The organism is Mycobacterium vicinigordonae, assembly GCF_013466425.1.
GTDB classification, from domain to species: Bacteria; Actinomycetota; Actinomycetes; order Mycobacteriales; family Mycobacteriaceae; genus Mycobacterium; species Mycobacterium vicinigordonae.
The window spans coordinates 6,224,108-6,244,415 of sequence record NZ_CP059165.1 but is presented as its reverse complement, the minus strand read 5'-3'; the positions used below and the strand labels follow the sequence as shown (position 1 = coordinate 6,244,415).

The 20,308-nt window shown below is 67.4% G+C and carries 15 protein-coding genes and 1 pseudogene; 10 read left to right on the top strand and 6 right to left on the bottom strand.

The annotated features are described in order from the left end of the window. Positions 1–21 precede the first annotated feature (21 nt). The 5 genes from H0P51_RS28085 to eccA are packed head-to-tail and all read left to right on the top strand — an operon-like array spanning position 22 to position 7,551. Positions 22–1,047, top strand: a complete 1,026-nt coding sequence (locus H0P51_RS28085) for a MinD/ParA family ATP-binding protein (protein WP_180916020.1) — start codon at positions 22–24, stop codon at positions 1,045–1,047. Continuing rightward, entirely contained in the window at positions 1,048–2,550 is a 1,503-nt protein-coding gene (gene eccD, locus H0P51_RS28080) for a type VII secretion integral membrane protein EccD (RefSeq protein WP_180916019.1), read from the top strand. Further along, positions 2,547–4,178 (top strand): type VII secretion-associated serine protease mycosin, encoded by a 1,632-nt coding sequence (gene mycP / locus H0P51_RS28075; RefSeq protein WP_180916018.1) that lies wholly within the window; start codon positions 2,547–2,549, stop codon positions 4,176–4,178. Before eccD ends, mycP (H0P51_RS28075) begins: the two co-directional genes overlap by 4 nt. After that, complete coding sequence (gene eccE, locus H0P51_RS28070) at positions 4,175–5,713, top strand: type VII secretion protein EccE (RefSeq protein ID WP_180916017.1); 1,539 nt, start codon at positions 4,175–4,177, stop codon at positions 5,711–5,713. The genes mycP (H0P51_RS28075) and eccE (H0P51_RS28070) overlap by 4 nt, the downstream gene beginning before the upstream one ends. Then, positions 5,710–7,551 (top strand): type VII secretion AAA-ATPase EccA, encoded by a 1,842-nt coding sequence (eccA, locus tag H0P51_RS28065; RefSeq protein WP_180916016.1) that lies wholly within the window; start codon positions 5,710–5,712, stop codon positions 7,549–7,551. The genes eccE (H0P51_RS28070) and eccA overlap by 4 nt, the downstream gene beginning before the upstream one ends. A 49-nt stretch (positions 7,552–7,600) precedes the next feature. On the opposite strand, the gene H0P51_RS28060 is transcribed toward eccA, so the two are convergent. The 6 genes and pseudogenes from H0P51_RS28060 to H0P51_RS28040 form a co-directional block, all read right to left on the bottom strand. Next, positions 7,601–7,846, bottom strand: a complete 246-nt coding sequence (locus H0P51_RS28060) for a hypothetical protein (RefSeq protein ID WP_180916015.1) — start codon at positions 7,844–7,846, stop codon at positions 7,601–7,603. 31 nt (positions 7,847–7,877) lie between these two features. Then, positions 7,878–9,533 carry a serine/threonine-protein kinase PknH/PknJ gene (locus tag H0P51_RS28055; protein WP_246398267.1) on the bottom strand — a complete coding sequence of 552 codons (1,656 nt, stop codon included), beginning with the start codon at positions 9,531–9,533 and terminating at the stop codon, positions 7,878–7,880. A gap of 11 nt (positions 9,534–9,544) precedes the next feature. Continuing rightward, on the bottom strand, positions 9,545–11,290 hold the full coding sequence (locus H0P51_RS28050; protein ID WP_180916014.1) for a serine/threonine-protein kinase PknH/PknJ: 1,746 nt from the start codon (positions 11,288–11,290) through the stop codon (positions 9,545–9,547). Between the two features lie 3 nt (positions 11,291–11,293). Further along, on the bottom strand, positions 11,294–11,497 hold the full coding sequence (locus H0P51_RS28790) for a hypothetical protein (protein ID WP_246398966.1): 204 nt from the start codon (positions 11,495–11,497) through the stop codon (positions 11,294–11,296). A 76-nt stretch (positions 11,498–11,573) separates the two neighbouring features. Then, positions 11,574–11,696: pseudogene (locus H0P51_RS28785) on the bottom strand (type II toxin-antitoxin system VapB family antitoxin); the annotation flags it as partial. Between the two features lie 49 nt (positions 11,697–11,745). After that, complete coding sequence (locus H0P51_RS28040; protein ID WP_180916012.1) at positions 11,746–12,921, bottom strand: thiolase family protein; 1,176 nt, start codon at positions 12,919–12,921, stop codon at positions 11,746–11,748. Positions 12,922–13,328: 407 nt separating this feature from the next. On the opposite strand from H0P51_RS28040, the gene mycP (H0P51_RS28035) reads away from it, so the two are divergent. The 5 genes from mycP (H0P51_RS28035) to H0P51_RS28015 all read left to right on the top strand — a co-directional run bounded on the left by mycP (H0P51_RS28035) (position 13,329) and on the right by H0P51_RS28015 (position 20,239). Continuing rightward, entirely contained in the window at positions 13,329–14,681 is a 1,353-nt protein-coding gene (gene mycP / locus H0P51_RS28035) for a type VII secretion-associated serine protease mycosin (protein WP_180916011.1), read from the top strand. Beyond that, positions 14,678–16,066 (top strand): type VII secretion protein EccE, encoded by a 1,389-nt coding sequence (gene eccE / locus H0P51_RS28030; RefSeq protein WP_180916010.1) that lies wholly within the window; start codon positions 14,678–14,680, stop codon positions 16,064–16,066. The genes mycP (H0P51_RS28035) and eccE (H0P51_RS28030) overlap by 4 nt, the downstream gene beginning before the upstream one ends. A gap of 83 nt (positions 16,067–16,149) precedes the next feature. Next, positions 16,150–17,535: an EspB family ESX-1 secretion system-associated protein gene (gene espB, locus H0P51_RS28025; protein ID WP_180916009.1), complete on the top strand. Its 1,386-nt coding sequence runs from the start codon at positions 16,150–16,152 to the stop codon at positions 17,533–17,535. 5 nt (positions 17,536–17,540) lie between these two features. Further along, on the top strand, positions 17,541–17,870 hold the full coding sequence (locus H0P51_RS28020) for a YbaB/EbfC family nucleoid-associated protein (RefSeq protein ID WP_425489096.1): 330 nt from the start codon (positions 17,541–17,543) through the stop codon (positions 17,868–17,870). A 134-nt stretch (positions 17,871–18,004) separates the two neighbouring features. Beyond that, the gene (locus H0P51_RS28015) at positions 18,005–20,239 is read left to right on the top strand and encodes a secretion protein EspK (RefSeq protein WP_180916007.1); all 2,235 of its coding nucleotides are present in this window, start codon (positions 18,005–18,007) and stop codon (positions 20,237–20,239) included. Positions 20,240–20,308 lie beyond the last annotated feature (69 nt).

Sequence of the window (20,308 nt, the reverse complement as noted above, 5' to 3'; positions counted from 1 at the left end):
CGAAGTGTTGGAAGTTGCGTCGTGACGAACCCGTGGAATGCTGCCCCTCATGTCGAACAGGCGGGAATCACGCAACGGGACGTCCCCGCTGCGCGTGTCGCGCACCAGGAATCCGTATCGGGCACGCTGCGGATTTCCGACATGGTCGCGCCGCGGAAGATCCCACCCGGGTCGGGTTGGCGAAAGTTCCTGTACAACTTGTCATTCAAGACGGTCAACCTCGGCGAATCACCGGCCGAACGACACCATCGCGAACTTCAAGACCGGATCAGGCGCCATATCCGCAAACAGTATGTGATCGGGGTGGTTTCGGGTAAAGGTGGCGTCGGAAAGACCACGATGACCGCGTGCATCGGGGGCGTCTTCCGAGAATGCCGACCCGACAACGTCGTTGCGATCGACGCCGCTCCTGGATTCGGCACACTGGCCGGACGGATCGACGAGTCCCCGCCGGGGGACTACTCGGCGGTACTTAACGACACCGACGTCCAAGGCTACGCGGATATCCGAGAGCACTTGGGGCAGAACAGCATCGGTCTCGATGTGCTGGCGGGTAACCGAGCATCCGACCAGCCGCGACCGCTGGTTCCATCGATGTTCACCGGAGTGCTGTCGCGGCTGCGCCGCACCCACACCGTCATCGTGGTGGACACCTCCGACGACATCGAGCACCCGGTGATGAAGGCGGTGCTCGACGCCTGTGACGCGCTGGTGTTCGTCTCAGGTCTGACCGCTGACACCTCCCTGCCGGTGACCCGCGCTATCGATCTGTTGCGGTCGATGGGATACCACGAACTGGTGTCGCGAAGCACCGTGATCCTCAACGACAGTCGCGACAAGTACGACCCCGACGCCCGCGCGTACCTCACCGAGCGTTTCAAGCAATCCGGCGCAACGGTCGAGTTCATGCCGTATGACCCGTACCTCGCCAAGGGCGGGATCATCGACACCCGCCACGAACTGAAGAAGAAGTCGCGTCTGCAGTTGTTCGAGATCGTCGCGGCCCTGGCCGACAAGTACATTCCGGACGCCGACAGGCCCCGGTAAATGACCTCTCTGGTTGGCAAGGTCTCGTTTCCTGCCCGTTGCGCGGTAGCTGTTGTCTGCGGCGAACACCTGCTCTCGCAGGTGTACCCGGCCTCCGTACCGATCGAGGTGTTCGTCGACAACGTCGTCGAACTGGTGCACGACGAACTCAAGCGCCGTGGCCTGCCCGGGCTCGAAACCGGTGTCGGATACGAACTACATAAAGCCAACGGGGTGCGCCTCGACATCACCAAGACCCTCGACGAACTCGGTGTGGAAGACGGCGCCACCCTTACCCTGGTACCCGCCACCGAGGGCGAATCGTTCGAGCCCCAATACGAGTCGCTGTCCACCGGCCTGGCGCGGATAGGCAAAAAGCTCTTCGAACCGGTCACCGTCCAGACAGCCGCACACACCGCACTGGCAATCGTCGCATTCGTCGTTGTCACGATCCTGGGATTGGCTGTGCGACAACGTATCGCAACCGACTCGCTGTTGCCCGGCCTGGTCACGGGCGGAGCGGGACTCGTGGTCGCGGGCGGCGCACTCGCGGCGTGGCAGTGGTGGCCCCGCCGGACGGACATGCTCGACGGGTTCGGCTGGCTGGCCGTGCCCCTTGTCGCGGTGGGCCTGGGCGCCAGTGCGCCAGGAAAGATGGGTTCGGCACACGTCTTCATCGCCGCATTGGCGGCCGCGGTGCTGACGTGTGGCCTCGCGACGGTGACTCGGCGCCATATCGATGCGGCGGCGGCGGTGGTCACGATGTGTGCCCTTGGGGTGAGCGTGGCTGCGCCACGGATGTGGTGGCCGATCCCGGCCCAGTGGCTGGGAATGTGCACCCTGGTAATCCTGCTGCTCGTTTTGACATTGGCCCCGACCTTCGCGCTCTGGGCCGCCCGCATCCGGCCGCCGTACTTCGGTTCGATCACCGGCCGCGATCTGTTCAGGCGCGCCGACGGCATGCCGGTTGACGCCGTCTCTCCGGTGAGCGACGGCACTGAGGGCGGCGCGGACGATGCGATTCCCGACACCACGCCGCGCGGTGCGCAGATCGCCGCGGTGGCCATCCGCGCTAACAACGTGTTGACCGGCATTTGCGTGGGCGCCGCTGTGGCGCTGCCGGTTGCGGTGTGGGCCACCCTGATGCCCGGGCGCGACCGTGGCACCGCGGCCGCGGTGCTGGGTGGGCTGTTCGTGGTGATTTTCATCAGCCGGGGGCGGGCCTTCGCCGACAAGCGCCAGGCGGTTGCACTGGTGAGTGGCGCCGCGGTTGCCGCGTGCACCGGTGTCATCAAATATGTTGTGCACCAAGCATCTTCAAACGAGATGGCGTTGCTGTGTGCTGCGGTAGCTTTGACAGCTTTCGCCGGCGCGGGGCTGTTGGCGTCGCTGCTGGTGCCGATCACGAGGTTCACGCCGCTGGTGCGCATGGCCGCCGAATGGGTGGAGATCGCAGCCATTATCGCGGCGTTGCCACTGGCCGCCTGGATAGGCGGATTGTTCACCTGGGTGCGGATGAGATGAAGGCCATTGGCGGACGGCTTCTGGTAGTGGCGCTGGTAGTGTCGGCAGTTGCCCTGTCAGCTAATGTGCCGGCGGCACTGGCGATTCCGCAACCCACCATCGATCCCAGCCGGGTACCGCCGGACGGAAAGCCGGGCCCGGACCAACCGATGCGGCAAAGCAATATGTGCGCCCGCACCATCACTGTCGCCGATCCGAACGTGGCCGCCACCGCGCCCGGTTTCACCATGCTCAATATCAGCAAGGCATGGCAGTACTCGACCGGCAACGGGGTTCCGGTAGCGGTCATTGACACCGGGATCAACCCCAGCCCTCGGCTACGGGTGGTGGCCGGGGGCGACTACATCATGAGTGGTGACGGGTTGATGGATTGTGATGCGCACGGCACGATCGTGGCGTCGGTGATAGGCGCTGCGCCGCAAGGCAGTCCGATGCCGGCTCCGATGCCGAGCGCCCCCGCCTTTCCACCGCCGGCCGGCCCGGTGCCCGTCGACTCCGGGCCACCCCCGCCCGGCGGGACCCCACCCCCACCAGCACCCCCGCCACCACCTACCCCGGTCACGGTCACCGAAACGAAACCGCCACCACCCGCGGCGCCGCCGCCCGACGAACCTTCCAACGGGCCGGGTGATCCCGCCAGCCCCGATGTCCCGGAGGTGCCCGGTCCGGCGCCCGGGGCACCCGACGGCGTGGTCGGCGTGGCACCGCACGCCGTGATCATCTCCATCCGTCAGTCGTCCCGGGCCTTCGAACCAGTCAACCCCGGCCCTGGCGATTCGGAGGTCCGCAAGAAGGCCGGCTCGCTCGCGTCGCTCGCCACCGCCATCGTGCACGCCGCCAACATGGGCGCCAAGGTGATAAATATCAGCGTGACATCCTGCGTTGCGGCCGCCGATCCGCTCGACCAGGCCTCCATCGGCGCCGCCGTCTGGTACGCAGCCACCGTCAAGGACGCGGTGATCGTCGCCGCAGCCGGTAATGACAGCGAAGACGGTTGCGCGCAGAATCCGTCTTTCGACCCGTTGAGCGCCGCCGACCCGCGGGACTGGCATCAGGTGAAGACAGTCTCGTCGCCCTCCTGGTTCTCCGACTACGTCTTATCGGTTGGGGCGGTGGATAATACGGGATTACCCATCGCCAAGAGCCTGGCTGGGCCGTGGGTGGCTGCCGCGGCCCCGGGCGTAGGCATCATGGGGTTGTCCCCGCAAACGGGTGGGCCGGTCAACGCCTACCCGCCGATTCATCCGGGCGAGAAGAACATGCCCATCTGGGGCACCAGCTTCTCGGCTGCCTATGTTAGCGGCGTCGCCGCGTTGGTGCGAGCCAAGTACCCCGAGCTCTCGGCGCATCAGATCATCAACCGTATCTTGCAGACTGCGCACAACCCGCCGCGCGGCACGGACAACCAAGTCGGTTACGGCGTCGTGGATCCAGTGGCCGCGCTGACATTCGATGTGCCGGTAGGGGACCGGCTTGCGCCCGGGGCGCACAGTCGGGTGATCACACCCGCCGCGCCGCCGCCCCCGCCGGACCACCGCGCCCGCAACATCGCACTGATTTTCGCCGGGGTCGTCGTGCTGGCCACCACCCTGGCCTCCCTGGTCGCCCGAGCGCGGCGGGAACGATGACGGCCGCCACCAGGTTGAGCATTATTGCCGCCGTCTTCGCGGCATTCCTGGCCGGACTCGCTGCCAGCGGATACGTCTGTGCCACAGCGTGTTCGGTGATCGCGACCGCGGTCTGTGTCCCGCGGTGGCGCGGCCGGACCGGATGGGGGTGGCTACTGTTGTGGCTCCGGCGACACCGACCCATCACCTTGGCCGATCCGCGCACCGTCGCCAACGACCGCGCCGGCGGTGGCGTGCGGTTCCAAGACGGTGTCGCGGTTGCTGCGGTGCAACTCCTCGGCAAGCCGCATGCCGCGTCCCTGTTCACCGGGTCCACCTCGACCCACACCGAAAATGCCTTCGATATCCGTGATTTGCAGCCGCTGATGCGGCAAAGCCTGGGCCTGCACGTCGACTCGTTGAGTGTGGTTAGCACCGGTGCTCGACGTCGAAGCACGGGAGACTATCCCCGGGTATACGACACGCTACTGGGCACTCCGCCGTACGCCGGGCAGCGTGAGACGTGGGTGATCGTGCGGGTAGCCGTCCTGGCCAATATCGAGGCGTTGCAATGTCGTTCGTCGATCGGCACTGCGACGTTGGCGGTCGCGCAGCGGATCAGCGCGGCCATGCGCCAACAAGGAGTCCGGGCCAAGGTGGCAACCGCCACCGACATCGTCGAATTGGAGCGCAGGCTGGGGCGGTCGGCGCTGCACGTCGGGAACCGCCGGTGGCGCTGTGTGCGCGCGGACGGAGGTTGGCTGACCACCTATTGGTACCGGCCCGAAGGCATCACCTCCGCGGCGCTGGCACAGGCTTGGATGCTGCGGGTTGACGGAATCACGCAGAACATAACCCTTTTCGCAGACGGGGGTGTCGCGGCGACGCTGACGGTGCGAAGTGCCCAACCACCAACCGCACCGCCGAGCACGCTACTGCAAACGTTGCCCGGAGAGCAGGCGGACGCCGTCGTCGCCAGTTTGTGTGGGCCGCTGCCGCAGTTGCGCGGCGTCCGTCGCGGCTTGCTGACCGAATCGGTAGTGGTTGCGGTCGGCCCGTCCGGCGTGCTGCTGGGCAAGGTCGGAGCTGGTAATCGGCTGATGTTGCCGCTGGACGATCCGGGTGAGTTCAGTCGCGTACATATCGCCGCCGACGACGCGCTGGCCAAACGGATCGTGGTGCGATTGGCGGGTACCGGGGAACGGATTACGGTGCACACCCGAAATCTTGAGCGCTGGGCCAGTGTTCGGATGCCCGACGTCGCGGTGACCGACGCCGCGAAGCCGATCGCCGGAACCACCGTCAGTGTGGTGGATGGGACGGTTACTCCCACACCGCGCCCGAACACGGTGATATCCGTGGGGGAGCGAGACGTCGCCTACCGCGGTTTTGCCAGTGTCCTCATCACTCAGAACGGCGCGGGGACCGTCGAGGTGCTCGCCGCCGGGCAGTCACACACCGTCGAAATCGAGCTGTTCCGGGCTGAAAACCGTTATGTATCAACCGAGCCGGTGAGCTTGCGCAGCGGTGACCTAGAACCGGTGGACGTTTCATGACCAGCAGCACCAGCGTGGGCGCCGCCCGCAAACGGTTCGACCAGGCCATGGCGTTGCTGCATGACGACATAGCGGGGGCCAGGACGCGATTTCGAGAGGCCACCGAGATTGACCCGTCGATGGCCGACGCGTGGCTGGGGCTGATCGCGGCCGGCGACGAGTCCCTGCCGACGGTGCAGCAGCTGTATGCCTACGGGTCGCGGTTGCATCGGGAGACGAACCGGATCGGTGTGCGGCTCTCGGCGCCCGTCAAGGCGGGTCCTTACCTGTCGATCTCGGTGACCGAGGCCTCACATGCCGGGCTGGCGTTGGCGGGCGCTCTCATTGACCACCGGCAGTACGGGAAAGCCGAGACGCTGCTCGCGGATCCGGCCCTGCTGGATGCCTGGGAGAACCACCAGTGGCAGCAGCATCTGGAGGCCTACCTGATGTTCGCCACGCAGCGCTGGCCGGACGTGATCTCGGTCGCGGCCGCGATCCTGCCCCCGCAGGCCATCATCATGTCGGCTGTCACGGCGGCGACCTGTGCGCTGGCCGCGCACGCTGCGGCCCACCTCGGGCAGGCGCGGGTCGCCCTGGAATGGGCTGACCGGGTTGAAGTGCGAGCCCACCATCCCAGCGCGACCCAGGCACGCCGTCAGTTGACCGCGGCGGCCATCGAGGCCATCGAGTTCCCCTTGATCGCAGCGGATTTGGCCTACATCCGCGGAATGGCACACCGCCATCTCGGCGATGAACACCAGGCCCAGGTGTGGCTGTCCCGGGCGACCATCAACGGCGCGCTGATGGACGCGGCCAAGCAGGCGCTGGCCGACTCCGGTCTGCAGCTGGTGATCACCGACGAGGATGCCATCGCCACCCGGACAGATAAATGGGACGTCAACACTCAGCGTTCGGCCACGCAGCGCTCCGAGGCTGAAAACGAGGAGCGGCGCAATGAGCTGCTGGCGCAAGGACGTGCGCTGCTGGACAACCAGGTCGGGCTGGCCGACGTCAAACGGGCGGTAGCCGAGCTCGAAGACCAGATCGAGGTGCGCGCCCTGCGGCTGGCGGCGGGCCTGCCGGTTGCCAATCAAACCAACCACATGCTGTTGGTGGGACCACCCGGGACCGGGAAGACCACCACCGCAGCAGCTTTGGGCAAGATCTACGCCGGGCTCGGAATCGTGCGGCATCCCGAGATCGTCGAGGTCAAACGGGCGGACTTCTGCGGCGAGCACATCGGGGCGTCGGGACCGAAGACCAACGAACTTATCAATCGGTCCTTGGGGCGCATTCTGTTTATGGACGAGTTCTACTCGCTGGTGGAGAGGCACCAAGACGGGCGTCCCGACATGATCGGCATGGAGGCGGTCAACCAGTTGCTGGTCGCGCTGGAGGTGCACCGATTCGACTTCTGTTTCATCGGTGCGGGATACGAGAAGGAAGTCGACGAATTCCTTACTGTGAACCCGGGTCTGGCCGGCCGCTTCAACCGCAAGCTTCGCTTCGAGTCCTACACACCGGATGAGCTAGTGGAGATCGCGGTGCGCTACGGCGAGCCGCGGGCAACTGTGATCGCACCCGAGGCTGCGGCGGCTTTGAAAACGGCCTGCACAGTGCTGGGCGACTACCACGCGCCGGACGGCACGCACGGCATCGACGTCATGCACAACGGTCGGTTTGCCCGCAATGTGGTGGAACGGGCTGAGCGGCTGCGGGATTCGCGGGTGGCCGCACAGAACCGCAGCGCGAAAGGGTCTGTCACAGTCGAGGACCTGCAGACGCTACTGGCACCGGACGTGGTCACCGCGGTAGTCGACGCGTGCGCGGAAAAGCATGTCCCGATAAGACTGTGACTGGGCGCCGGGTGGCCGATCCCGCCTGGGCCGCGGAGTGTGCGGTCGGTTAGCCACGTCTTCCGGGGTCGTGCGGGGGCGCCTCGTCGTCGCACCCGGGTTCGGTGATGGCCGGAGGTGGCGGCGGCATCGGGGGCCGCCCGCCGTCGTAGATGTCGAGGTACGGCGCAGCGTATGGATTTCGCCATGGCCGCACTCCAGCGCGGCGCCTACGCACGTAAGCGCTGATCACGATGCCGCAACCCACGATGATGAACCCCAGCAGCAGCACTTTGCCGATGATCAACGCATCCATTTTCCGGATTCTAGAACGCAAAAATTCCCTGCTACGAAGGTACCTTCGCGACGATCGCGTTCAGCACGTCTACGCCGTGGTTGCCCACGTCGAATCCGTTGGCCGCTACGTCGACGATGACGTTGTTGCGGGCGGCCATGGCCCGTTGGCAACTGACGGAACTGCGCACCTGAGAGGTGAAGCTCATCACCAGCGTGCCGCCGGGGGTGGTCAGCGGGCCGAAAGTCCAGGGGGTAGGGGTCTCGTTGGGAGTGGTGACAGTGAAGGTGCGCCCGGAGCACGCCGACCATTGCCGCTGTTGCTCGGCGAGGACCTGCTGGGCGGCGGCGGCGCTAGGAAACGCGATGACGGCCTGTTCCACGGCGTTGGGGCCGTCGGGGTTGCTCAGTAGCTGCAGCTGCGCTCCAACCGACCCGGATCGGCCGAAGGCGCCCTGGTCTGCCGGTGCGTACGGTCCAGTGCACTCCTTGTCCGATATGTAGGGGGTGTCGTCGGTGAAGCCGTGCGACGACGAGTCGGACACGGTCATGGTTCGCACGCCCAGCAGGCTGGCGATCTGGTCGGGCGGCAATAGCAAGCCCGGCAGCGCCGACACCGCCGCCGGTGGCGCCGCGGCGGGTGTAGCGGGCGTCGTGCTCGTCGATGTCCTTGGAGTGGCCGACGAGGGCGGGGCCGCCGAACGCGGCGCTGGGGAGCGAACGATCATGGTCACCGCTAAGGCGACCGCGGCGGCCATAACGGAAAGGCCGACAACTGCCGCGAGGATGAGGTTGCGTCGCCCCGGGTCGCGCGGTGCGGCTGGGACCGGATAAGCCACGGCCGGGCCCGGGTGAACCGCGGGCAACACCGGATGAAGCGCAGCGGCCGCCGCGGCGGCTAATTGTCGCGCCGATGTGTAGCGGTGCGCCGGATCCTTGGCCAGTGCCGTCGCGATAACCGCATCCATCCCCGACGGCAGACCCGGTACCCGCTCGCTCACGCGGGGCGGTGGGGCGTGCAGGTGCGCGGCCACCACCGCGGCGACGCCGCCGTCCCTCGCGAACGGTGCTGTTCCACAAAGCAATTGAAATAAGCTGCAGCCCAGCGAATACAGGTCGGCGCGGGCGTCGACGTGGCCGCCGGCGATCACCTCGGGTGCCGCATACGACAACGTCACCATGCCGGCGCCGGTTCCGGTCAGCCCCGTCTCACCCAAGGCGCGGGCAATCCCGAAATCGGCCAGTAAGACCCGCTCGTCGCCGCCGGCTGGACCAGACAACAGGAAGTTGGCGGGTTTGACATCGCGGTGTAGCACGCCGCGATGGTGCGCGTAGTCGAGGGCTTTGGCGACCTCGCCGACGATGTACACGGCGCGGGCGGGAGTCATCGCGCCAGCCCGCACCGCGTTCGCCGCGTCGGTGCCGTCAACGAACTGCATCGCAATCCACAACTGACCCTGCTCGGTTTGACCCCGGTCGTAGATCGACACAATGTTGGGATGGTCGAGTCGCGCAGCGATATCGGCCTCCCGCAGGAACCGGGCCCGGAATTCCGAGTTGTCCGACAGCGCGACAGGAAGCACTTTGAGTGCGGCATAGCGGGGCAAATTCGGGTCGGCGACCTGATAGACCTCGCCCATGCCGCCCGCGCCGAGTACCCGCTCGACCCGGTAGCCCGCCACGATGGACCCGGGATTCAGCATGCTCATCGAAGCCGACTCTAGTGTGGGACCTTCGCGAGGATCGCTTCGAGGATGGCGACGCCGTGTTTGTCCGTGCTCATGTTGCAGGCGCCGACGTCGACCAGGACGTTATTGGTGGCGGCCAGGGCGCGTTCACAACCGGCATAGCGCTGGCCTTCACGAGCGGTGGTGAGCGCCACGCCGCCGTCTGGAGTGCTCAGCGGACCGAAACTCCACCGGTGTGGGCTCTGGTTGGGCAGCGTGACCGTGAACGTTCGCCCGGCGCACGCCGCCCACACGGCGCGCTGGGCGGCGAAGGACTTCTGCGCGGCGTCGGCGCTGGGAAAGACGATGACGGCTTGCTGGACGTCGGCGCCGCCCCCGGGGTTGGTCAGGAACTGGCGTTGGGATCCGGTGGATCCGGAGTTGCCGTAGGCGGCGGTATCGGCCGGTTGATAGGGGCCAATGCAATCCTGGTCGGAGATGTAGGTCGAGGCGTTGGCCCACGAATCGGCGGACGACTCAACGACTTGCATTGCGGCAGCGCCCATTATGGTCTTGATTTGCTCGGCGGGAAGCAGGAATCCGGGTAGCTCGGATGCCACTACCGGTGGCACCGGTCCACTGACGGTCGTGGTGGTAGGCGCGCTGGCGACGGTTGTCGTCGGCTGCAAAGACGGTGCCGACGTGGGTGGGTGCGACGGTGTGCGCACCGCCAGCGCAACCACGGCCGCGATCGCACCGGAGACCGCGACGGCGGCCAACGCCGCTGCGGTGATTCGGCCGCGGCGGCGTCGCGGGGGAGGCGCCGGGGCGGGCCAGGGCGGCATTGGCGGGGCCGCGGCGGTGCGGTCCTGGCCCGGTTGCCACCACGCCTGTTCCGGGATTGGGTACTGGCTGACCTGGTTGCTCGAAATCGGTTGCCAGGGCGCGGTTGTCGACGCCGACTGCTCGGTGAGCGCATCGGCGGCGGCCAACGCCAGCTCGCGCGCGGAAGCGAACCGCTGCGCGGGGTCTTTGGCCATCGCGGTTGCGATTACCGCATCCAGGCGCGGCGAGAGTCCAGGTGCCCAATCGGTGACCCGCGGCGGCGGAGCCTGCAGGTGCGCACCCACTAACGCGGGCAACCCTTGAGCCCACGCGAAGGGCGCCTTGCCCGTCAGCAACCGAAACAGCGCGCACCCCAGCGAATAGACGTCGGCTCGGCCGTCGAACGGCTCGCCGCTGAGCAGCTCGGGCGCCGCGTAGGACAAGGTGGCCACTACCGAGCCCGTGACGGTCAGACCGGCGTCGCCCAGTGCACGCGCAATCCCGAAGTCGCCCAACAAGACTCGTTCGTCAGGACCGACCGGCCCCGACAGCAGGAAGTTCGCGGGTTTGACGTCGCGGTGCACCACACCCTGGCGGTGCGCGTGGTCGAGGGCCCTGGCCACCTCGCCGACGATGTGCACCGTGCGGGCTGGCGTCATCGCCCCGGATTCCAGGGCCCGGTCGGCGTCGGTGCCGTCGACGAACTGCATTGCGATCCACAACTGGCCCTGCTCGGTTTGGCCCCGGTTATAGATGGAGACGATGTTGGGATGGTCGAGGCGGGCGGCGACGTCGGCCTCGCGCTGAAACCGGACACGGAAATCCGGGTCCTGGGAGAGCTGGGCGTTAAGTACCTTGAGGGCGTCGAACCGCGGCAGATTCGGATGGGCGGCTTGGTACACCTCACCCATGCCGCCGGACCCGAGCAGGCGCTCGATGCGGTATCCCGCGACCACCGATCCGGGGCTCAGCATGGTCTAAGCGTCACGGGTGAGGTCGTAAGTGTCGCCGACGTTGAGCTGCGCGGGATGTTCGCTGCCCCGGCCGAAGTCGCGATATGCCTGCGCGGCCGCTCCGGCGTCGAAGGCCTCGATCTCGATTCGGTAGGTGTCGAGCAACCGATCGACCAGTCGGGCGATCTCCGGGCGGCCGCCGCGGTGCATGGCGGCGCCGAGTTCCACATAGCTGGGCGCGGTAATCCTGGTGTCGAGGGAGCGGGTCAGTGCATCTTTCGTCGATGCCCGCCGATTCGTCGCGGTCTAGCTCGACGAGCCGGCGCGCGACAACGTCCTTGATCGCCGCGGTCTGGTTGGCGCCGGTATGAGTCGCAAGTTCACGCAGCAGCCCCACGGCGCGTTCACTGTTGATGTTCAAGCCCATGGTTGAAGGCTAGCCGCGGCAGCGTAGACCGCTACCAGCGGCGGTGAGGCTATACCTCGATGACGACAGCCCCGCCCTGACCGCCACCGGCGCACATCGCGGCCACCCCGATGCCACCGCCGCGGCGGGCCAGCTCATAGGTCAGCGTGGTGACCATCCGCGCACCTGATGCCGCGATCGGGTGGCCCAGGCTGCAGCCGCTGCCGGAGAAGTTCACCAGCTCCTCGTCGATGCCGTACTCGCGGCACGCGGCGATGGGCACCGAGGCGAACGCCTCGTTGATCTCCCACAACGCGACATCCCCAACTGACAGCCCGGCGCGCTGCAGCACCTTGCCGATCACCTTCACCGCACCCAACCCGCAGTCGCGCGGCGGCACACCGGCGGCGGCCCAGGCCCGCACTTTGCCCATTACGTTCAGTCTCTCGGCGGCGGCGTAGTCGCTGTCCACCAGCGCGACCGCGGCGGCCGCGTCGTTGGTGCCGCTGCTGTTGCCCGCAGTGATGGAGAAGCCTTCGATCTCGGGGTGCAGCACCTTCAGGCCGGCCAGCTTCTCTACGGTGGTGTCGCGGCGCGGGTGCTCGTCGACGGAGAAGTCGACCACGGACCCGTCATGCACCGTGATCTTCAGCGGCAGGATCTCCTCGGCGAACTTGCCGGCATCCTGGGCCGCCACCGCGCGCTGATGCGAGCGCGCCGCCCAGGCGTCCATCTCCTCGCGGGTGATGCCCACCGATTGTGCGGTGTTCCACCCGACGGTGATGGACATGTCCTTGGCCGGGGCGTCCGGCGTCTCGACGTGGGTGGGCGGCATCCAGCGCTCCTCGAACTTGAGCTCCGGGCCAGGGATGCGCCAGTTGGTCAGCGGCGTCATCGACAGCGACTGCACCCCACCGGCGATCAGCACCCGCTCCATTCCTGAGCCGATCTGCGCTGCGGCATTGCCGATCGCCGTCAGGCTGCCGGCACAGTGGCGGTTCACCGACTGCCCGGGCACGTGCTCGAGACCCGTTGCCGTCGCGGCATAGCGGGCTAAATCGCCGCCGCCGTAATGGGATTCGGCGAAGATAATGTCGTCGATGGCCGACGGGTCGACGCCGGAGCGGCGCACCACCTCTGGCAGCACCGCGGTGATCAGCGTCTCCGGCGGGGTGTTGACGAGCGTGCCTTTGAACGATCGGCCGATTGCGGTGCGGACGGCGCCGACGATCACGGGTGTGCCCATGTGAAAACCTCGAATCTGCTGACGGGGGATCGGGCACTATCGTAGCAAGTACCGTATTTACAATAGTAGCTGGCTATGTAAACCTCGGCGGGACCGCGCCAGCACCGCCGCGAGATCGAATTCGCCAATACCCCGCTTACCACCGAAAGTCTCGCCGAGCCGAAAGATTTCTGGAAGCACGCCGAGGGCATGGATATTCGTCCCGGCCGTGACGTCAGCCGCGACGCTGCTGACCGCGATGACGCGGACTCGATATTGCCCATTGGGGTCGCAATTCGGCGGCTCTGGCAGCCCGAACCAACCGCTTGAGCCCAGCCCGAAATAGCCCCGTTCACGCCCCCGGTACGTCTACACTGCTCCCAGGATTGCCAGGCCGTACTGGACTCGATGAACGGAGTGATTCGGGGGTGCACCGGATCTTGTCGACAACGGTGGCGCTGGCCTTGACGATAGCGCCGCTGGCCGCGCCGCCCGCCCAGGCAATCACTCCGCCCCCGATCGACCCGGGCGCGCTGCCGCCGGACGTGACCGGCCCCGACCAGCCGACCGAGCAGCGAGTGCAGTGCTCGTCGCCCACGGTGCTACCGGACTCCACATTCCACGATCCGCCGTGGGGCAACTCCTACATCGGGGTCACCGAAGCCCACAAGTTCGCCACCGGCGCCGGGGTGACGGTCGCCGTGATCGACACCGGCGTCGACGCCTCCGCACGGCTACCGGCCGAGCCCGGCGGCGATTTCGTCGACCAGACCGGCGACGGGTTGTCGGACTGCGACGCGCATGGAACGCTCACCGCGGCCATCATCGGCGGTCGGCCCGCACCCACCGATGGTTACGTAGGCGTCGCACCCGACGCCCGGGTGCTCTCCATACGCCAAACCTCGGAGGCGTTCGAACCTGTTGGTACTCAAGCGAATCCGAATGACCCCAATGCCACGCCGGCTGCCGGGTCGATCCGCAGTCTGGCTCGTGCGGTGGTGCATGCGGCCAATCTAGGCGCCGGCGTGATCAACATCAGTGAAGCGGCCTGCTACAAGGTGACCAAACCGATCGACGAGGCGAGCCTTGGTGCCGCAATCGACTACGCCGCCAACGTCAAGGGGGTGGTGATCGTCGTCGCGGCAGGCAACACCGGGGGCGACTGCGCGCAGAACCCTTCGCCCGACGCCGCGACCCCCGCCGACTCGCGCGGCTGGAACAAGGTGCAAACCGTTGTGACGCCGGCCTGGTACGCACCGCTGGTGCTCCCGGTCGGTGGAATCGGCGAGAGCGGCGTGCCAAGCACATTTTCGATGCACGGTCCATGGGTCGGTGTGGCCGCGCCCGCGGAGAACATCGTCGCACTCGGGCACCACGGCGAGCCCGTGAACGCCCTCCAAGGCAAGGAGGGTCCGGTCCCCATCGCCGGCACCTCGTTCGCCGCAGCCTACGTGTCCGGTCTGGCGGCGCTGCTCCGGCAGCGATTTCCGGCTCTGACGCCGGTGCAGATCATCAACCGGATCACCGCTACCGCACGGCATCCCGGCGGCGGGGTCGACAATCTGGTCGGCGCGGGCGTCGTCAACGCCGTCGCGGCACTGACGTGGGATATCGCCCCCGGCCCGGCGACCATTCCGTACAGCGTCCGACGGATGCCGCCGCCGGCGCCCGAGCAGGCACCCGATCGACGGCCGATCACGGCGGTGACGTTTGCCGTCGGTGGACTGCTGCTGGCGCTGGTCTTCGGGGCGTTGACAGCGCGGGCGTTGAGGCGCCGATGAGGAACCCGGTCCGGCTGCGGTTCACCACCGGCCACACCTTGGTGCTGACGGTGCTGATGCCGCTCTGCATTCTGCTGTTCGCCCCCACGCATTACTGGTGGGCGGGAATCGTGCTGGTCGCGGTCGGCGCCGTCGTAGCCTTTGTCACCTTCTTCGACCGCCGGCTTACCGGGTGGGTGGCGACGGTATTCGCATGGTTGCGCCGGCGTCGGACCCCGCCGGACGTGCCGTCGGAGCCGGAAGTCGGAGCGACGGTCAAACCGGGCGATCACGTTGCGGTGCGCTGGCGCCGCGATCACCTGATTGCGGTGATCGAACTCAAGCCGCGTCCGTTCACGCCGACGGTGATCGTCGACGGGGTGGCCCACACCGACGACGTGCTGGACACCCGACTGCTCGAACACCTCCTCGAGGTGCACTGTCCCGAGCTGGAAGCCGATATCGTGTCGGCCGGGTTCCGGGTGGGCCACACCGCCGCACCGGAGGTGGTGAAGCTGTATCAGCAGGTGATTGGCGCCGACCCGGCGCCGTCCAACCGCCGGACCTGGATCATGCTGCGCGCCGACCCCGAACGCACCCGCCGCTCGGCGCAGCGTCGCGACGAAGGCGTCGCCGGATTGGCCCGGTACTTGGTGGCCTCGGCGACGCGGGTCGCCGACGACCTAGCCAGCCATGGCGTCGACGCGGCATGCGGACGCAGTTTCGACGATTACGACCATGCCACCGACATTGGGTTCCTACGGGAGAAATGGTCGACCATCAAGGGCCGCGACTCTTACACCGCCGCGTACACCGCGTTGGGAGGTCCCGACCAGTGGTGGTCGGCGCGCGCCGACCACACCATCACCAGGGTCCGGATTCGGCCCGGCAGGCCGCCGCAGGCCACGGTGCTGCTGACCACCGCGGGCAAACCGAAGACGCCGCGCGGCTTCACCCGCCTGTTCGGCGGTCAGCGGTCCGCGTTGACGGGCCAGGATCTGGTCACCAACCGGCACTGCCAGATCCCCATCGGGTCGGCCGGGGTGCTGGTGGGTGAGACAGTGAACCGCTGCTCGGTGTACATGCCGTTTGACGACGTCGACGTGAGCCTCAATCTCGGTGACGCGCAGACGTTTACGCAATTTGTGGTGCGCGCCGCCGCCGCGGGCGCAACGGTGACCGTCGGCGCGCACTTCGAGGAGTTCGCCCGGCTGGTGGGCGCGCAGGTCGGACCCGCCGCCAAGGTGGCGTGGCCGAACGCGACGACGTATCTGGGCCCGCACGCTGGCGTGGACAAGGTGATCCTGCGGCACAACCTGATCGGCACCCCACGGCACCGGGAGTTGCCGATCCGGCGGGTGTCTCCGCCCGAAGAAAGCCGATTTCAATTGGCTCTGCCCAAGTAGTGGAGGTATCCGGCCAATTTTGGTGTGGGGAGCCCGTCCTGCAGCGACGATAATGGTTGGAGCATTAAGGAGGACTATCCGATATGACTCAGCCGCAGACCGTGACGGTGGACCAGCGGGAAATCCTGTCGCGGGCCGACGAGGTGGAGGCCCCCATGGCCACGCCACCGGCAGATGTTCCGGCGGCGCCCTGCGGCCTGACGGCGGCTAAGAACGCGGCCGAACAGCTCAGGCTGTCCGCCCAGAATATGCGCGACTTCCTAACCGCCGGAGTCCGGGAACGCCAGCGACTCGCGACGTCTCTGCGCAACGCGGCCAGGGCCTACGGTGATGTCGATGAAGAAGGCGCCACAGCCCTCAACAACGACGGTGGCGAGGTGTCAGGTGAATCGGCCGGTGGGGTAGGCGGCGACAATTCCGCGGGTCTTCAGGACACTCCACAGGTCGCGGCCGCCGGCGACGACGGATTCACGGACCTCAAGGCTGCTGCAACCAAACTGGAGTCAGGCGACCAGGGCGCCTCGCTGGCCGCCTTCGCCGACGGGTGGACCCAGCTCAGCTTCGCGTTGCAGGGAGACGTCAAGCGGTTCCGCATCTTCGAGAACTGGACGGGTGATGCGGCCACCGCGTGCGAGGCATCGCTGGACCAACAACGCGAGTGGATCACGCATATGGCCAAGCTGGCCACTTCGCTCGCTAAGCAAGGCACCTATCTAGCACAGCTGCAGTTATGGGCGAGACGCTCGCACCCGACGCTGGCCGATATCACCAAACTCGAAGAGCTGTCCAAGGATCCGGCGTATAAGGACCAGGCTATCAAGCTCTACGCCGAGTACCAGTCCAAGTCCGAGCAGGTGCTCAACGAGTACACCACCAAGGCGCAACTGGAAGCGGTGAACCCGCCGAAGCCGCCGGCCGCGATCAAGATCGACCCGCCGCCGCCGGCGCAGACCCCCGGTTTGATCCCCACGCAGGTGATGCAGGCGGCGAGCCTGGCCGGTGGCGGCTCGGGCTCCGGGATGCAGGCCCCGATGATGCCGATGACAGGTGGCGGTGCCGGGGGCGGCATGCCGTCGGGCGTCGGTGCCGAAATGTCGGCGGCCGGGCGGGACGCGGCGGCAAGTCTGTCGAAAGAGCCTGGGATCAAACCGATGTCCCTGGGTGGCGGCGGCGGGGGCGGCATGCCGTCGATGCCGCTGGCAGAGGCGGGTGGGGCCGGCATTGCCGGTGAATCGGTGCGGCCGGCGGGCGCGGGCGAGATCGGCGGCGCCGGACAAGCCGGTGCTGGTCGAGGTGGCGGCACGGGCGGCGGCATGGGAATGCCGATGGGCGCCCACGGACAGGCCGGTGGCGGTTCTAAATCCAAAGGCGCACAACAGGATGACGAGTCGCTGTATACCGAGGACAGAGAATGGACCGAGGCCGTCATTGGTCAACGTCGCCGGCAAGACAGCAAGGAGTCAAAGTGACCGATATGGAGATGGAGCCGCACGTCGCGGCGGCTTTGGCGCTGGCGGCACGGTTTCAGCAGGCCCTGGAGGGCACGCTGAATCAGATGAACGCCGGTGCTTTCCGCGGGAAAGACGAGGCTGAGACGGTCGAAGTGACGATCAACGGGCATCAGTGGCTGACCGGCGTGCGCATCGAAGACGGCTTGATACGGGAAGTGGGCGCCGAGGCGGTCGGCGCGCGGGTCAACGAGGCACTGCAGAACGCCCAGGCGGCGGCGAGCAAGTACAACGCCGCGGCGGGCGAGCAGCTGACCGCCGCGCTCGAAGCGATGAGCAAGGCCGGTAACGCTTAAGCGCATGGCGTAACCGTTCGTGCGCTCTCTGCACTGCCGGCGAGTGTGAATCACCCGACGGCGAATCAGCGTGTCGCGTCGTGAGATTCACTTTCGGCGAGAGCGGCGAGAGCGGCGAGAGAGGAGAGTGGGCAATGGGCATTCCGAGACCGACGGGCGAGTACGCCAGTCAGATGCTCGAGCCCGGCGCCTGGCCGCAGGCCGATGAGGACACGTTCTACGACCGCGCGCAGGAGTACAACCGCATGCTGCGCAAGGTCACCGATGTGATGGACGCCGCGCGTCGCCAGCAGGTCGAGGTGTTCGACGGTGGCGTCTGGTCGGGTGGTGCCGCGAGCGCGGCCAACGGCGCGCTGGGGACCAATCTGACCGAGATGAGCACGCTGCAGGACTATCTGGCCACCGTCATCACCTGGCACCAGCATGTCGCCGGATTGATCGCACAGGCCAAGGCAGAAATAGGCAACAACGTCGACGGCGCTCAGCGCGAGATCAGCATCCTGGAAAACGATCAGGAATTGGAAGCCGAGGCACGCGTCGCTGCCATCAACGCCGTGGTGCGGGCCACGCATGACGCCAACACCAGTTTGGTCGCCGAAACGGCGGAACAGGTGCTGGCATCAAAGAATTGGAAACCGCCGCACAACGCACTGCAGGACCTGCTGCACCAAGTGACCCCCCCGGCCCCGGATGTGCCGACCCTGGTGGTTCCGACGCCGAGCGCGCCGACCCCGATTGGCCCGGCCCCCACGCCGTTCGAGCCGACGCCGGCCAATCCTTATCAACCGGTCGCGCCGGATGCCCCGGTGACACCGGTGATCCCGACGCCGTTCGAGCCGACGCCGGCCAATCCGTTCGACCCGGTCGGGCCGGGAACTCCGGTAACGCCGGTAAGCCCGGGTGCGCCGGTAACCCCGGTGCTTCCGGTGAACCCGCCGCTGAAACCTCCGGTCGACCCGAGTCGACCGGTCACCCCTGACACGCCCGCAACCCCGGCCCAACCCTATCCCGGTCAGCCGGGCACCCCCGTTGCGCCGGTCAACCCCGCTCCCAAGCCGGCACCGGTGAACCCGACCCCTTCGGCTCCGAGCCCGTTGCCGACACCGCCCTCGCCGAATCAGCCGCCGATACCCGCAGGTCCGGGCACGTCCCCGGGGCCCACCACAACCACCGAGCCCACCCATGTGAAACCGGCTGCGGCGACCGATCTTTCGCCCGGCCACACCGGTCAACCCGCAGCTTCGCCGGGACCGGCGAATCGCACTGACGACGCGTCTGCGGCCGTGGCACCCGCGGCCGCTACCGGTATGCCGGCGCCGGCACGTGGCCCTTCGGTCGGCGCCGGCTCGGCCCCCAAGGCCGCGGCCTCGAGCCAGGGCACCGGTGCCGCGGCGGCCTCGGGAACGCGTGCCGCGGGCGGGCGCGCTCCGCAGGTGGGCAAGGCGCCGGTTGCCGCGTCGACTCGCGCCGCGTCCGCGCGCACCGCACCGCCAGCACGGCCGGACAACGACGCCGAGCAGAGAAAGCCGGCCGACGATGTGACGGCGCTGCCATCGGTCCCCGTCTCGGCCGCCCGCGCAGCACGCGACGCCGTCGCCGCGGCCGTCGGCGCCGGCGGCGCGAAAAAGGACCCGCTGCGACTGGCTCGACGGGTCGCCGCAGCGCTCAACGCACGCGACAGCGGCGGCGACGACGACTACGGATTCTTCTGGATCACGGCCGTTACCACCGACGGCGACATCGTGGTCGCCAACAGCTACGGACTGGCCTACATCCCCGAGGGTGTCCGGTTGCCCGCCAAGGTGTTCATGGCAAGCGCCGACCGCGCCATTCCCGCCGACGAAAAGGCCTGCACTGCAACATATCCGGTGCTGGCGGTGCAGGGCTGGGCCGCGTTCCACGACCTGAAGCTGCGTGCGGTGATCGGAACCGCGGAGCAGCTGGCGAATTCCGATCCTGGGGTAGCCAAGATGATCCTCGAGGCCGACGACATCCCGGACACCGGCAAGATGGCCGGCCGGCCACGGCTCGAGGTGGTCGACCCGCCGGCGGCGGCCCAGCTGCAAGAAGCCGACGACCTGCGTCTGCTAGACCTGTTGCCGCCGGCCCCAGCGGACCAGAACGCACCTGACGACGAGCGGCACATGCTCTGGTTCGACCTGATGAAGCCCATGACCAGCACGGCCATCGGCCGCGAAATCGCGCATCTGCGCGCGTTCCACGTTTACGCCGAGCACTGTCGAGACCTTGCGCTGCACCAGGCTTACGGGGCGGCGGACGGGCAAGCAAAGCGTCCCGCCGTCGAGGAGTTTTTGTACTGGCGGTGCGTCGCCGAGTTGCTCGACAGGGCACTGGCGGAAACCTCCTGAAATCGAGGGCGGCAAACAAAATTGCCGCATCAGGGACCACCGCACGTCCAGTAAAATTTTCGGGTGGGG

What these genes read in the sequence shown, in the direction of transcription:
- eccD (WP_180916019.1), top strand. Translation starts at nt 1,048, where the DNA reads ATGACCTCTCTGGTTGGCAAGGTCTCGTTTCCTGCCCGTTGCGCGGTA.
- mycP (WP_180916018.1), top strand. Translation starts at nt 2,547, where the DNA reads ATGAAGGCCATTGGCGGACGGCTTCTGGTAGTGGCGCTGGTAGTGTCG.
- eccE (WP_180916017.1), top strand. Translation starts at nt 4,175, where the DNA reads ATGACGGCCGCCACCAGGTTGAGCATTATTGCCGCCGTCTTCGCGGCA.
- eccA (WP_180916016.1), top strand. Translation starts at nt 5,710, where the DNA reads ATGACCAGCAGCACCAGCGTGGGCGCCGCCCGCAAACGGTTCGACCAG.
- H0P51_RS28060 (WP_180916015.1), bottom strand. Translation starts at nt 7,846, where the DNA reads ATGGATGCGTTGATCATCGGCAAAGTGCTGCTGCTGGGGTTCATCATC.
- H0P51_RS28055 (WP_246398267.1), bottom strand. Translation starts at nt 9,533, where the DNA reads ATGAGCATGCTGAATCCCGGGTCCATCGTGGCGGGCTACCGGGTCGAG.
- H0P51_RS28050 (WP_180916014.1), bottom strand. Translation starts at nt 11,290, where the DNA reads ATGCTGAGCCCCGGATCGGTGGTCGCGGGATACCGCATCGAGCGCCTG.
- H0P51_RS28040 (WP_180916012.1), bottom strand. Translation starts at nt 12,921, where the DNA reads ATGGGCACACCCGTGATCGTCGGCGCCGTCCGCACCGCAATCGGCCGA.
- eccE (WP_180916010.1), top strand. Translation starts at nt 14,678, where the DNA reads ATGAGGAACCCGGTCCGGCTGCGGTTCACCACCGGCCACACCTTGGTG.
- espB (WP_180916009.1), top strand. Translation starts at nt 16,150, where the DNA reads ATGACTCAGCCGCAGACCGTGACGGTGGACCAGCGGGAAATCCTGTCG.
- H0P51_RS28020 (WP_425489096.1), top strand. Translation starts at nt 17,541, where the DNA reads ATGGAGATGGAGCCGCACGTCGCGGCGGCTTTGGCGCTGGCGGCACGG.
- H0P51_RS28015 (WP_180916007.1), top strand. Translation starts at nt 18,005, where the DNA reads ATGGGCATTCCGAGACCGACGGGCGAGTACGCCAGTCAGATGCTCGAG.